We start from the raw sequence: 13,191 nt of genomic DNA, 5'->3' as shown, positions 1-13,191 counted from the left end.
TGCTTATGCCTAGTTTTTTTCAATAAAAGCATAACAAACTAGGTGGCAAATCCCCATGTGGGCATCTTCTACCCGCCCATAGTGGGTTTCATCTACGGCGATGACAAAATCGGCCAAATCGGTCAATTGGCAAGGCCGGGAACTCACCAGTGCGATCACAAACACCCCATGTGCTTTGGCCCATTGGGCGGCTTTGACCAGATTGGGAGAGTTGCCACTCACGCTCAGCAGCATCAACAGGTCACCAGCCTGGGCGAAGTTCATCAATTGCCGCACATAGATGTCTTCGTAAGCGTAGTCGTTACCCAGTGCGGTGATCCAGGAAAGGTGCTCATTGAGCGACATCCCTTTGAATGGTTTATCCATTTTATCGGAGGCTGCTTTGCTCAGGTCGGTGATAAAATGGGAGGCATTGGTGGCACTTCCTCCATTGCCACATACAAACATCTGGCGGTTTTCTGCCCAGGCTTTTTCGTAAATGTCGATGAGCTCCGCGATCTTTGCCTGCGGGAGATTGGCGATCAGCTGTTGATGCTTGGTAAGATATTCGGATATAAATGAGTGCGTATCCATATATTATTGATTGATGGTAAAAGTTTATTTCTAAGGTGTATCTAAAGTGTCTTAGGTTTCTTAGGTGGTGAAAAAAAATGTATAGCAAGCTATTCTTTACCACCTAAGAAACCTAAGACACTTTAGATACACCTTAGAAGGCACAAGGCACCTACTAGAACGGTTTCTTCTTTGAGTTCAGCCAACGCAACCAGAGGCCCCGGCTGAAAAGCCTTCACCAAATATTTTGGCAGTGCCTCCTGCACGCGCACCCGCAGCGCTTCACCAATCAGCGAAACACCACCGCCCAACACGATGATTTGTGGGTTGAACAAATGTACTACATGTGAAAGCCCCCAAGCCAGCGTATCTGCATACTCCTGAAGCAATTCGGCTGCATTCGGGTCGCCTTGGGTTAAAGCAGGCAATAAAAATTGCGCTTCTCCTGATTGTTGCGTACCGACCAATTGTTTGAGCGGCGATTCGGTAGGTAAACTGGGTAACAGCGCCCGAATTTTGGCATCAAGAGCCCAACCCGAACAAAAAGATTCCAAGGAATTCCCCTCGCGATCCAACTGTAAAAGCCCAACTTCCGCCTCACCCGGCGCATTGCCATGATACAACGCTCCATTGCAAACCAAACCACCACCCACACCACTGCCTAAAGTAATGTAAAAGACTTGTTTATAACCTTTTCCTGCGCCAAAATGGGCTTCGGCAAGGGCGGCTACATTGGCGTCATTGTCCATCAAAACGCTGGCCTCAAAACGGTCTTTGAACCATTGTACCAGTTCAAAACCCGACCAGCCGCCAATTTGATGGGAGGTAGCAATGACTCCAGTAGTACAATTGACTGGCCCGCCAAAACCAATCCCAATGCGCCCGGGAGGGTAGGGGAGCGCTTGCAAAGTTTGTTCAATTTGGGCCAAAATACCATTGGCACCTCGGGCTTTATCGACCCGATAGCGGAAAATTTGCTCAATTTTGCCCGTGCTGGGATCACCCGTGGCCACTTGTAATTTGGTGCCCCCAATTTCGATGCCTACATTCATTGTTGTTTAAGGACTAATCGCGTTCAACTTTACTCCTCCAAAAAATCCAGATCGCGGTTGTGCGTTTCCGAAATGGTCAAAATTGAGTACAATCCAATGGTAAAGCACAATAGACCTACCAGAGCCCCGGAGTCAATTACACTAAAGGATTGTTTAAAATTGATGAACAAGGTGGTCATCAACACCACTGTGCCCCGTACCATATTGGGAATCGTAGTGGCCGCGGTTGCGCGCAAGTTGGTTCCAAACTGCTCGGCACCAATGGTCACAAACATCGCCCAATAACCAATGCCAAAGCCCAAGACTAGGACCAAACCGTAAAAAGTCTTCGTATTGTTGATTCCTCCGTACAAATAGACAATCGTACCAATCAGCGTGAGGAGCATCAGGGCTAGCACTGCTTTTTTGCGGGAATGAAGCCAGTGGCTCAAAAAACCACTGCTGAGGTCACCTGCCGACAAACCGATGTAGCACCACATGATTGACAGTCCAGGCTTGATGGGCTCAGCAATGTTCATGGCTATCCCAAATTCGTTGCTGAAAGTGGCCAAAATCCCGATCACAAACCAGGTTGGCAAACCCATGCCGATGCATTTTAAGTAGCGAATCAGTCGTTCTCGTTTGGTGAAAAGGGAGAAAAAATTTCCCCGCCTGAGGTGCTCCTGGGCTTTGATTTGTTGAAAAATGCCGGATTCAAATACCCCGATGCGCAACAACAACAGGGCAATACCCATGCCGCCACCAATGAAATAAGCCGTGCGCCAGTCAAACCACTCCACGCTGAAATAGGCAACAACTGCCCCCAGCAACCCAATTCCCGCAACGAGCGAAGTTCCGATGGCACGCAAATGTTTGGGTAAAATTTCGGACACGAGGGTGATGCCCGCGCCCAGTTCGCCTGCCAAACCAATCCCAGCGATGAAACGCAGGAGTTTGTATACCGAAGGATCTTGCACAAATCCACAAGCGATATTCGCCAGGGAGTAGGTCAAAATCGAACCAAAAAGTACCGAAAGCCGGCCTTTTTTATCGCCCAAAACGCCCCATAAAATGCCACCAAGTAGCAAACCAATCATTTGCCAGTTCAGAATACTGGCACCTACGGTTGAAACTTCGGCTTCCGAAAGCCCCAGGGATTGTAAACTGGGAATTCGTACGATGCTAAATAGCAACAAGTCGTAGATGTCGACAAAATAACCGAGTGCGGCCACGATCACGGGGACGCTAAAAAGGTGTTGAAGGGCACTTTTTGAAGTAAAAGGGTTTTCCATGTGCTTGTTTGGATTGATTTGCGCTGATTGATTCAAATGATGAGCGACGAAAATAGCATGCGCGGCTGATTATTCGTCATTCGATGTCCAAAATTTTAGATACGCCCATGTGGAAAGGTTTTAATTTTTGTCCCATAATTTATATTATGTTAAATAAAAGAGCTTTTTTTACTGCTTTACCCATTTATAGATCAACAGCACTGTTCCAATAACCAAAACAATCAAATAAAACCATGCTTCCATTTGATCAATGCGTTGTATACGTTTAGCTGTTTCTAAAACCAGTTTGGCATCAGCGAGCATTCCTGCTTGGAACACCTGACTATCATAAGGCTGCTGAACAATCCGCTCCATTTTTTCTGCAGCATTGTGAACACTCAGCTCGTCCACCCGCAACTGAGATACATCCACACGGTATGAAAGCGCCAAAATGATCAACAATGCTGCCATTGCAATTCCAGGAATTTTAATAAAATTCATTTTAAAACATTTTGAATTTTTGCAAATAAAATTATACATTCTGAAGCTCGACACTGTTTTCCACTCGTTTAGCCTGCCTAGACCAGATTAACCCAATTAAAACAAGCGAATAAAAAATTAATTGGAATGTCGAAAGTTTTTTAATCTCCTTTAGCGTTGAGAGTAAGGATTGGCTCTGGTTTATCTCTTTTGTCAATTTCGCTATTTTATTGGGACTTCCTTTCATCAATGGAGTCAAAGCTTGCAAATTTTCTTGCCTCGTTTTTTCTACCTGAATACGAATATTGGATTGAATAAAATCGACCCCCGCTTTTGGAAGTAAAATCAACGAAATCAGCAATAAAAAAAAGAGAACGGACCAACTTTTAGCTTTTGGAGTTTCGCTCATGTTTATTTTGTTTTTTTTAGTAGAATGTATTAGTTTCAGTAATAAACTTACAAATGATTGTCGAAATCTCAAAACAATATCCTATGAAATTTTTTAACATCATCCAGAATCCTTTTAACCTGCTCCCTCCAGCTATGTGGGCTTCCGCGTTGTCAGGGAGTTATAGTTTTATGTATTTACGAAGAACATGAGTCATCCCGAATTTTTAGGATAACCAACCGCGGATGCGGTTGAACTTTGAATAGCCCCGGTCGTCCGGGGTAAATAGTTGGGTCAAATTGGCGGCAACCACGGCAGTGGTTGAACTCAATTGAGTAAAAAGTTCAACCGCATCCGCGGTTGCGAAACTTTTGCTACCAAAATGACCCCGGACGACCGGGGCTATTCAAAATTCAATCGCTCCGCGATTAGGTTTCTATCTTTCGGCAAAAAGTCTAATCTCTTCCCATTTTTGCCCCATTCTTGCCAGATATTCCGGGTTATTTATTCCAGCAATCGCTTTTTGGTTAAAATCATAAATCTTGCCAGCAATATTTTTTACTTCCTCCGGGGCCATGCTTTTTTCAGCCCGACTAAGAAGTTTTAAAGTAACATCAGGTTGCATGAGTTTTAGTTCTTGCACTTCATTCAGGTAGAATGCAATGGACGTATCATCTCCTTTTTCGGCCAGGCCATAAGATTGAACCATACTGGAAATCAACATTTTTCTAGCATTGTTGTAATAAGCTTCTGCTTTTTCTCGGGACAGGTCGTTTCTGTAGTAATCGTCAAGATCGGCCAGGGAATATCTTCCAATTTGCATCGCATATTCATTCAACTTATGCCCGTAAGGCACTACTTCTTTGGGTCTTGGCTCCCGGATTAAAGTTCTGTCTACGATCAAAGACGTTGATTCTATGGAACTGCATCCAGCGGAGATGAAAATGCAGGCAAGTACAAATAATAGGATGTTTTTCATAGAAATAGGTTTTAATTTTGTGTAAGTGCCCGGCCATAATTAATGGCACTTTTTTGAAGGAGGAAATTTTGAGCCAGATGAGGCGAAAAACGCAGCCATAGCAGGGCTACGGCGAGACTTTTCAACGAAATATGACTCAAAATTAACCCTTCAAAAAGTGTTGATTAATTATGGCCGGGCACTTATATTCAAAAGTAACAATAGTTATTCAAACAAACAACATACATTACAATCAAAAAGGCATGAAAATCCTTAGCTCAGCCCAGATTCGTGAATTAGACGCCTACACCATCGCCCACGAACCCATTTCCTCGATCGACCTCATGGAGCGGGCAGCCACCAGTTTTGTAGACTGGTTCATGGCAAAATTCCCCCAGGAGGACTCCCCTATTTGTATCTTTTGTGGGCCAGGCAACAATGGCGGCGATGGACTGGCCATTGCCCGGATGTTGAGCTATGCCTTTTACGAAGTTGAGTTGTATTTATGTGCCATCAGCCCAAAACAAAGTGCTGATTTTCAAACCAATTTAAAAAACTTACCTCAATTTGAAAGCATTCCCATTACGGAGCTTTCCGAAGGCGATCCACTGCCCCCTCTCCCACCCTCTGGCATCCTGATTGATGCGCTATTGGGAACTGGAATTTCTCGCCCTTTGGAGGGCTATTGGGCTGATTTTGTGCAACATTTGAGCCAATTTGCGGGCACCAAAATAGCTGTAGACTTACCTTCGGGTTTAAATGCGGACAGCAGCACCAACAACAAAACATTTTGTGCGGATTACACCTTTAGTTTCGAGTTCCCAAAATTGGCTTTTTTGCTGCCTGAAAACGATAGCCGAGTCGGTGAATGGGCTTATGCTTCGATTGGCTTACACCCAGAGAAAATTCAAGAGCTTGATACCCATAATTTTTATCTTCAACAAGCCGATGTACAAACCTGGGTAAAAAAACGCAGCCGTTACGCCCACAAGGGTTTATATGGCCACGCTTTGCTCATTGCGGGTAGCCAGGGTATGATGGGCGCTGCTTTGCTCAGCGGCCGGGCAATCTTGCGGAGCGGCACCGGGCTGCTGACCATTCACGCGCCAGCCTGTGGTTACCCGATCTTACAAATGGGCTTGCCCGAGGCAATGGTGAGTTCGGATCGGCATCAGTTCAATTTTTCAGAAATGCCCGAATTGGGAAAATATTCCGCAGTAGGGATTGGTTGTGGCTTGGGAAACAAAGATTTTTCTATCCGTGGTTTAGATGAATTCCTCGGTGCCATTGGTCAAAAACCGTTGGTAATCGATGCGGATGCACTCAACATCATTGCCCAACAAAAATGGCAGCAGCGGATTCCGCGTGGGGCCATCTTGTCGCCACATCCCAAAGAGTTCTCCCGCTTGTTTGGAGACGCACCCGATGATTTCGCCCGACTGGATTTGCTACGTGAGACTGCGGTAAAATATGGCCTGTACATCATCCGTAAGGGGGCTCATACCGCAATTGCGCTGCCGGATGGACAAATCTGGTTCAACTCCAGCGGGAACCCCGGGATGGCCACAGGGGGGAGTGGAGACGTGCTCACGGGTATCCTGACTGGCTTGTTGGCGCAGGGTTACGATGCAGCACAAACGTGTAAACTGGGCGTTTATCTGCATGGCTTGGCGGGAGATATTGCCGCCACCAAGCTGGGACACGAGGCACTTTTGGCCAGTGACATTGTGGATCATATTGGGGTAGCGTTCCAGTTTCTAAAAAAATCCTAGGGGCGATAAAAAAATAAGTGTTCATTTTGCCCCACTATTTAGGAAGCTTTAGAGAAACATTTATTTTTGCAGCAAGAGCCACTTCGGCTTCGTTTTTATCCAATTTTTTATCAGGAATAAGCAAATCGTGTTATGTTATGGCAGCATGGGGTATCAATAACTTTGAAAATGACGACGCGGTAGCGTGGGTTGAGGCGTTTTCGGAAAAACAGTTGATCGATAAAATTGAACGTTTGTTCAGCGATGCCATCGAGGAAGAAGAGCCCAATGAACGCATGGGTTCCTGCGTGTTGGCCGCAGCCGAATTGTTGGCCATCTCACAAGGCAATGAACCCGAAGAATTCCACGAAACCCTGCTCGATGACTTTGAAATCGACCTGGAAGCCATCCAGGAGTGGATTGATGCCGATTTGGTCAACTTGGCGATTCACGCGGTGGAAAAAATCAGCGAGTCCGAGGATTCTGAATTGCGCCAGCTTTGGGAAGAGGTGGACGAGTTGGATCATTGGATGATTGTAATTAAGGATTTAAAAAAGAGATTGAAATAGGCAAAACACAACTTTGACACACTTTTTAAAAACGCGTAAAAAAGCCAAAAACAATACATTGCTGCATCTTTCATCCCCCGATTTCCGCTGCTCGTCTATGCTTTAAATGCATTATTATAATTCTGCCCTTTCACAGCAATCTTCTCCCTTACTTTGTTGCTGTTTGAACCTCTATTTTACCAAAAATAACAACCGACTGTCCAATGAGAACCTTATCATTGTTATTAGCGCTAGCTTTTACGGTCAGTTTCAGCCATGCGCAAACTGCCGAAGAAATCATCAACAAGTACCTCACTGCCACCGGAGGGGTAGAAAAATGGCAAAAACTGGAAGGAGTCAAGATGTCAGCCAAAGTCAATCAGGGCGGAATGGACATTCCCCTCGATATTTTTAACCTCAAAGATGGTCGCCAAATGACGGTGGTTACATTTCAGGGTAAAACCATCAAACAAGGTGTGTATGATGGGACTACCCTTTGGAACACCAACTTCATGACCATGAAGGCAGAAAAAAGTGACGCAGAATCCACCGAGATATTCAAAACTGGGCTGGCTGATTTCCCTGACCCTTTCTTGAATTACAGTGCGAAAGGCTACAAGGTAGAGCTGATCGGCAAAGAAACCGTGGAGGGCACCGAAACCTTCAAAATCAAGTTGACCAAAAAGCCCTTAGTCATTGAAGGCAAAACCGAAGAAAATGTGTCATTTTACTTTTTTGATGCCGAAGAGTTTATTCCCATCCTAGTGGAATCAGAAATCAAAATTGGACCAGCCAAAGGACAGATCTCTCAAATTACCATGAGTGACTACCAGGAAGTGAATGGCCTCTTTTTTCCTTTTTCTTTGGGCCAGGGTGTAAAAGGAGGTGGCAGCCAACCCATCACCTTGACCAAAATCGAGTTGAATCCTCAGGTTGACCCGAAGGAGTTTGTTTTTACGGAAGAGAAATAAAGGGCGACAAAAAAACAAGAGTTCATTTTGCCAAAAGATTAGATAATTAAACGGTTCATTTTAAGTGCTTTATCTAATATTTTGGCTCAAAAAAAATGAACACTTGTTTTTGCCCCACTATTACGGATCTAGAATATACGGCCTGAACAACAGGCAAAGAAACTGCTTTTACACTTGACATCAACCAGGCTTAAACTCCTACTGATCAGGTAAAAGCAGTTTTTTTATTTTACCAAATTCCTAAATTAAAAATCATGCATCAGCTATACCGTTTTTTGTGCCTGGCGCTTTTGTTGCCAGCATTCCTACCCGCACAGGACGCCATCACCCGCGGCAAAGAACTATTCGGTGACCTCCGTGCACGCCAAATCGGCCCAGCCATCATGAGTGGGCGCATCAGCGACATCGAGCTACACCCCAGCAACCCCAAAGTCATTTATGTGGGTACTGCTGGCGGAGGTGTTTGGAAAAGCAACGATGGAGGTGCCCGCTTCAACTCCGTTTTTGACAACCATTGCCAATCCATCGGCGCAGTTGCCGTTGACCCAAGCGCTCCCGATAATGTGGTGTGGGTGGGCACCGGCGAAACCTGGACTCGCAATAGTGTTTCTTTTGGCGATGGCATCTACCGCACTGGGGATGGAGGCCTCAACTGGACCAAGATGGGACTGGAAAAATCTGAACGGATCGCCAGCATCATCGTCAATCCTAAAAACGCCAATGAAGTCTACGTAGGCGTATTGGGTGCCTTGTGGAGCGATAGTGAGGAGCGTGGCGTATACAAAACGAGCGATGGGGGCAAAACCTGGAGCAAAATTCTGTACGTCGACGCTACAACCGGCTGCGCCGATATGGTGATGGACCCGAGTAACCCCTCCATATTGTATGCCTCTTTTTGGGAGTTCCGCCGTACGGCCTGGTCATTCAATTCGGGTGGCAACAACAGCGCCTTGTACAAATCCAGTGACGGGGGTAAAACCTGGAATAAAATCCACAATGGTTTCCCCAGTGGCAAATTGGGCCGGATGGGCATCGCCATCGCCGCTTCCAACCCCAAAATCCTGTACACCGTCATCGAGTCAGAACAAGACAAAGAAAAAGGCTTGTACCGCAGCGACGACGCCGGGGCTTCCTGGAAGCAGCTGAACAACGACTTTGGCATCGTAGTGCGGCCATTTTATTTTTCCAGGATCACCGTTGATCCCCGCAACCCGGAGGTTATTGCGAAAGGTGGGCTTTCCGGCTCGATTTCGCGCGATGGAGGTAAAACCTTCCGCAACCTGGGTGCCATGCACTCCGACATCCACGACATCGTTTTTTCCATCAATGACTCCGAGCGGATGTTTTGTGGCACGGACGGTGGCGTATACCGTTCCTGGAATGGTGGAACCACCATGGAAATCGTGGCAAACCTGCCAGTTTCTCAGTATTACCACGTCAGTGTCGACAATCAAGAGCCTTACAACATCTATGGTGGCTTGCAGGACAACAACACCTGGTATGGGCCTTCCTCATCCCCCGGAGGTATTGAAGCGCGTGATTGGCAGTTGATTGGGGTCGGCGACGGGTTTCGGGCACTCCCCCACCCCACCAAACGCATCGTCTATTCAGAAATGCAGGGAGCTGAAAATGTTTGGCGGACTGACCTTGAAAAAAACAAAATCCGCGTCATTCAGCCTCTGCCCGTGATCGGCGACCCCAAATTGCGTTGGAACTGGAATCCTCCCATGGCGACCAGCGCACTTCGCCCGGATCGGCTTTACATGGGCAGCCAGTTTTTGCACAAATCCGACGACATGGGCGACACCTGGGTCAAAATATCCCCCGATCTCACGACCAACAACCCTAGTAAAACCAGTCAAGGAAACTCGGGAGGCCTGTCGACCGATAACTCCGGTGCTGAAAACCATTGTACCATTTTCACCATTGCGGAATCGCCACTGGATGAAAAAGTCATTTGGGTAGGTACCGACGATGGCAACGTACAAGTCACCCAGGATGCCGGCAAAACCTGGAAAAACGTCAATACAAACTTGCCCGGATTGCCCGCTGGCACCTGGTGCTACCACATCGAAGCCAGCAGTTTTAACAAGGGCACCGCTTATGCCGTTTTCGAGGGGCATTCCCACGGAGACATGCAGCCCTATGCCTACAAAACCACCAATTTTGGTGCCACCTGGACTTCTGTGCTGACCCCAGATGTAGAGGGAATCGCCCGCAACATCCAGGAGGATTTTGTCAATCCCAACTTGCTCTTTTTGGGCACGGAATTTGGGTTGTACATCAGTATGAATGCAGGAAAAACCTGGTACAAATTCACCAACAACATGCCAGCAGTAGCTGTTTATTACCTTGAAATTCAGCGCAAAACCAATGATTTGGTCATGGGTACCCACGGTCGAGGAGTCATTATTTTGGACGACATCAGCCCCTTGCGGCAAATCACCGATGAAGTACTGGTAAAAGATTTGCACTTCTTCAAGAACCGCCCGGCGATCATGTACGAAGAAAGCAGCTTTGGCGGCACCGCTGGGGAAACTGAATTTGTGGGACCCAACCCTTCCAGGGCGGGCCAAATTGTTTATTACCTCAAAAAACGCCATAGCCTGGGCAAATTCACCATGGAAATCCAGAATGCCGCCGGGCAAAAAGTACACGAAATCACGCCAGGCAAGTCCAAGGGCATCAACATCGTTGAGTGGGGTTACGCAGGCAAAGTACCCAAGATCGCCAAAGGTCAAACCATCAGTCGGGAAGGGGCCACTCCAGCGCCTATCCCCGCCGGGAAATACAAAATTGTGGTTCAAAAAGGAACGGAAACCTACACCCACGATTGGATTATCTCCTACGATCCAAAATCGGCCATCACGTTAGAGGATCGCAAGCTGAAAGAAGCGACGGTACAGAAGGTGTTCGACATGACCCAATCTTTGGCCTACCTGGTCTACGAACTGGATGAAACCATCAGCGGAGCGAAACAACTGATGAGCAAAAATACGGGCTTGTCCAGCACCCTTACCCCGATGTTGGCAGAGTACAACAAATTGAAGGAAACCTTGGTCGTCACGACGGGTGACAACTATGTATCCGCAGGTGAGCCTCAATTGCGGGAACACCTGGCTAGCCTTTTCAGCATGTTGGCATCCAGTCTGTACAAACCGTCAGCCAATGAATTGGCCAACCTCAAACGCCTTGAGGCGGAGTTCAACGCGGCCAAAATTGAACTACAAAAGCTGAAAGGTAAACATGCTGCCAAATTGAACGAATTGTTGGTTCAAAATCAGCTGGCGGCTATTGCCATCAAACCTTTTGAGGAGTTTTTGAAGCTACAGTAAAGCCCCAATAATTGCTTAGGTGCACCTTAAGTGTCTTAGGTTTCTTAGGTGGTGAAATTTTGCCCCGCTTCGCGAGGCTTGGTTTTTTTCACCACCTAAGAAACCTAAGACACTTAAGACACACCTAAGTAGTTCAAAAAGGAAAAATCAACAAAGCATGTTGGCTCACCGTATTAAAATCACGCCAAACCCGGTTGATCTCGCTGTGGGATTTGGCAGCTTCCAGACCAGCAAAAGGATAAAGTTTTGCATTGGTTTCACGGCAAACCTGGGTGAGTTTGCGACTGAGCTGGCTGATTTTTTTCAAAGTTGATGGGGTGATTTTACGATTGATTTCCAGCTCAGACCAGGAAGCTTCAATTGAATCATAAAACGACCTTTTGAGATCTTTTACCTTATCATTTTGTTTTTCAAAAACCCGCTGAAAATAACTTCGCTGCTTTTCGGAATATTCCCGATAGGCATCCCGCTTCCAAAAAGCCACAGCAATCAATTCCTGCAAGTGCAGGGAAATCCCTAAAATATTCACCGCCAAGGTGGCTTCGGCAAATTGTAAAAAGGGATATTGATACACGAGATCGGGTAATTGAGCTTTAGCAGGATTAATGTCAAAACAGCGGTTCAAGGGAACCCACAAATTTTCCACCTGAAAAGCATGACTCCCCGTAGCGATCATGCCCATGTAGTTCCAGCCATCTAAAATAGTGACTTCCGCTTTTTCCAAAATAAAAGCTTTAACCACTGGATTTCCCTTCACATCGTGGACGGGGTTTCCGTTTTCGAAGAGCGTACAATTGGCAGTAAAATGAGAAGCGTGCAACGCACCAGAAGCATAAGTCCAGTGGCCCTCAATGTGGTACCGCTCCCCTACCCGATCGGCTTTCCCGCCGACAAATCCACTTCCGGCCAGGCAAAGTTTAGGGTTAGAAAAAATGCTGTTGCGCAGGGATTCCTCTATAAACCCTACGAACCAACCTGCACCAGAACAGAGCGTCACCGTCCAGCCCAGGCTACCATCGGCAAATGCGAGTTTTTCTTCGATCCGCAAGGCTTCGGGTAAGCTACAGCCCAATCCCCCCAAGTCCTTTGGCACAAAGAGTTTGAACCATTTTTCCTGATAGATCAGCTCCAGCCATTCGGGTGGAAGGCAGCCGAGTTGTTCCGCTTTTGTGGCCATTATAGCATTCAACCCACTGAAATTATTCTTCTGAGGCATCGAGTGTTTTTTTCCAATCCAAATACCCAAAAATCGCCACTACAAACAGAATCAAGGTCAAAACCGAAAATAGGTACAACTGCTTGTACAACAACAGCGGAATCGCCACCAGATTGGAGATATTGAGCCAGATCCAGTTTTCCAGCTTGCGCTTGGCCAGCAGCCACATGCCCGCCCAAGCCGTGGAGGAAACAAAAGCATCCAGGAAGGGCACATCCGAATCTGTGAAGCTGCGGAGTACGATATAAAGCAAACCCCAGCCCAAAACGGCAATACCCCAGGTGATCCATTTTTCCTGGCGGCTGCTGCGGGTGATTTTGGAAGCACCGGAAGTGGAGTGATTGCGCCAATTGGCCCAACCGTAAATGCTCATCAGTAGGTAATAGCCTTGCAGCAAGGTCTCTGCGTAGAGCTTGGACTGGAAGAACAGGATGGAAGAACAAAGCACACTGATGATCCCGGTCGGATACAACCAGATATTGTTTTTGCGGGCCAGCAGTACCTGGCTTACCCCAAACACCACCGCAGTCCACTCCAGAAGGCTGGTTTGGCGAATCTGCTGAATCAGCAATTCCCCTGCTACATTTAGGTCCATATGAATAAGATCAGGGCGGTGAATTTAGGCCTTTAAGCGATAATGTGCTGAATTATTTGGCGCTTAGCCAAATAAAATTAAGCTACTAATTATCT

At 46.7% G+C, this 13,191-nt stretch carries 12 protein-coding genes; 4 read left to right on the top strand and 8 right to left on the bottom strand.

The window, feature by feature from the left end; genetic code table 11:
• Window positions 1–9 precede the first annotated feature (9 nt).
• The 6 genes from ACEW9O_RS21715 to ACEW9O_RS21690 form a co-directional block, all read right to left on the bottom strand.
• A complete protein-coding gene (locus ACEW9O_RS21715; RefSeq protein ID WP_373552304.1) occupies window positions 10–573 on the bottom strand; it encodes an SIS domain-containing protein in 564 nt (187 codons plus the stop codon).
• A 122-nt stretch (window positions 574–695) separates the two neighbouring features.
• Window positions 696–1,604 (bottom strand): ROK family protein, encoded by a 909-nt coding sequence (locus ACEW9O_RS21710; RefSeq protein ID WP_373552303.1) that lies wholly within the window; start codon window positions 1,602–1,604, stop codon window positions 696–698.
• Between the two features lie 29 nt (window positions 1,605–1,633).
• Window positions 1,634–2,875 (bottom strand): MFS transporter, encoded by a 1,242-nt coding sequence (locus ACEW9O_RS21705; RefSeq protein ID WP_373552302.1) that lies wholly within the window; start codon window positions 2,873–2,875, stop codon window positions 1,634–1,636.
• A 168-nt stretch (window positions 2,876–3,043) separates the two neighbouring features.
• Window positions 3,044–3,355, bottom strand: coding sequence for a hypothetical protein (locus tag ACEW9O_RS21700; RefSeq protein ID WP_373552301.1), 312 nt, complete (start codon window positions 3,353–3,355; stop codon window positions 3,044–3,046).
• Between the two features lie 31 nt (window positions 3,356–3,386).
• On the bottom strand, window positions 3,387–3,743 hold the full coding sequence (locus ACEW9O_RS21695; protein WP_373552300.1) for a hypothetical protein: 357 nt from the start codon (window positions 3,741–3,743) through the stop codon (window positions 3,387–3,389).
• A 415-nt stretch (window positions 3,744–4,158) separates the two neighbouring features.
• On the bottom strand, window positions 4,159–4,701 hold the full coding sequence (locus ACEW9O_RS21690; protein ID WP_373552299.1) for a hypothetical protein: 543 nt from the start codon (window positions 4,699–4,701) through the stop codon (window positions 4,159–4,161).
• Between the two features lie 242 nt (window positions 4,702–4,943).
• Between ACEW9O_RS21690 and ACEW9O_RS21685 the strand changes: the two genes are divergently transcribed.
• The 4 genes from ACEW9O_RS21685 to ACEW9O_RS21670 all read left to right on the top strand — a co-directional run bounded on the left by ACEW9O_RS21685 (window position 4,944) and on the right by ACEW9O_RS21670 (window position 11,285).
• Window positions 4,944–6,452 carry an NAD(P)H-hydrate dehydratase gene (locus ACEW9O_RS21685; protein WP_373552298.1) on the top strand — a complete coding sequence of 503 codons (1,509 nt, stop codon included), beginning with the start codon at window positions 4,944–4,946 and terminating at the stop codon, window positions 6,450–6,452.
• Window positions 6,453–6,589: 137 nt separating this feature from the next.
• Window positions 6,590–7,000, top strand: coding sequence for a DUF4259 domain-containing protein (locus ACEW9O_RS21680; protein WP_373552297.1), 411 nt, complete (start codon window positions 6,590–6,592; stop codon window positions 6,998–7,000).
• Window positions 7,001–7,203: 203 nt separating this feature from the next.
• A complete protein-coding gene (locus ACEW9O_RS21675; RefSeq protein WP_373552296.1) occupies window positions 7,204–7,950 on the top strand; it encodes an outer membrane lipoprotein-sorting protein in 747 nt (248 codons plus the stop codon).
• Between the two features lie 254 nt (window positions 7,951–8,204).
• A complete protein-coding gene (locus ACEW9O_RS21670) occupies window positions 8,205–11,285 on the top strand; it encodes a WD40/YVTN/BNR-like repeat-containing protein (protein ID WP_373552295.1) in 3,081 nt (1,026 codons plus the stop codon).
• 133 nt (window positions 11,286–11,418) lie between these two features.
• On the opposite strand, the gene ACEW9O_RS21665 is transcribed toward ACEW9O_RS21670, so the two are convergent.
• The gene (locus ACEW9O_RS21665) at window positions 11,419–12,501 is read right to left on the bottom strand and encodes an acyl-CoA dehydrogenase (protein ID WP_373552294.1); all 1,083 of its coding nucleotides are present in this window, start codon (window positions 12,499–12,501) and stop codon (window positions 11,419–11,421) included.
• The gene (gene pnuC / locus ACEW9O_RS21660) at window positions 12,485–13,096 is read right to left on the bottom strand and encodes a nicotinamide riboside transporter PnuC (RefSeq protein WP_373552293.1); all 612 of its coding nucleotides are present in this window, start codon (window positions 13,094–13,096) and stop codon (window positions 12,485–12,487) included. Before pnuC ends, ACEW9O_RS21665 begins: the two co-directional genes overlap by 17 nt.
• Window positions 13,097–13,191 lie beyond the last annotated feature (95 nt).

It is taken from the genome of Haliscomenobacter sp., from assembly GCF_041740695.1.
In the GTDB taxonomy this organism is placed as follows: Bacteria; Bacteroidota; Bacteroidia; order Chitinophagales; family Saprospiraceae; genus Haliscomenobacter.
Note: the sequence above shows the minus strand (reverse complement) of the source record. Positions and strands in the feature narration are given on the sequence as shown.

Excerpts from the sequence above, each read along its gene's own strand:
- ACEW9O_RS21715 (WP_373552304.1), bottom strand. The coding sequence starts at position 573 with ATGGATACGCACTCATTTATATCCGAATATCTTACCAAGCATCAACAG.
- ACEW9O_RS21710 (WP_373552303.1), bottom strand. The coding sequence starts at position 1,604 with ATGAATGTAGGCATCGAAATTGGGGGCACCAAATTACAAGTGGCCACG.
- ACEW9O_RS21705 (WP_373552302.1), bottom strand. The coding sequence starts at position 2,875 with ATGGAAAACCCTTTTACTTCAAAAAGTGCCCTTCAACACCTTTTTAGC.
- ACEW9O_RS21700 (WP_373552301.1), bottom strand. The coding sequence starts at position 3,355 with ATGAATTTTATTAAAATTCCTGGAATTGCAATGGCAGCATTGTTGATC.
- ACEW9O_RS21695 (WP_373552300.1), bottom strand. The coding sequence starts at position 3,743 with ATGAGCGAAACTCCAAAAGCTAAAAGTTGGTCCGTTCTCTTTTTTTTA.
- ACEW9O_RS21690 (WP_373552299.1), bottom strand. The coding sequence starts at position 4,701 with ATGAAAAACATCCTATTATTTGTACTTGCCTGCATTTTCATCTCCGCT.
- ACEW9O_RS21685 (WP_373552298.1), top strand. The coding sequence starts at position 4,944 with ATGAAAATCCTTAGCTCAGCCCAGATTCGTGAATTAGACGCCTACACC.
- ACEW9O_RS21680 (WP_373552297.1), top strand. The coding sequence starts at position 6,590 with ATGGCAGCATGGGGTATCAATAACTTTGAAAATGACGACGCGGTAGCG.
- ACEW9O_RS21675 (WP_373552296.1), top strand. The coding sequence starts at position 7,204 with ATGAGAACCTTATCATTGTTATTAGCGCTAGCTTTTACGGTCAGTTTC.
- ACEW9O_RS21670 (WP_373552295.1), top strand. The coding sequence starts at position 8,205 with ATGCATCAGCTATACCGTTTTTTGTGCCTGGCGCTTTTGTTGCCAGCA.
- ACEW9O_RS21665 (WP_373552294.1), bottom strand. The coding sequence starts at position 12,501 with ATGCCTCAGAAGAATAATTTCAGTGGGTTGAATGCTATAATGGCCACA.
- pnuC (WP_373552293.1), bottom strand. The coding sequence starts at position 13,096 with ATGGACCTAAATGTAGCAGGGGAATTGCTGATTCAGCAGATTCGCCAA.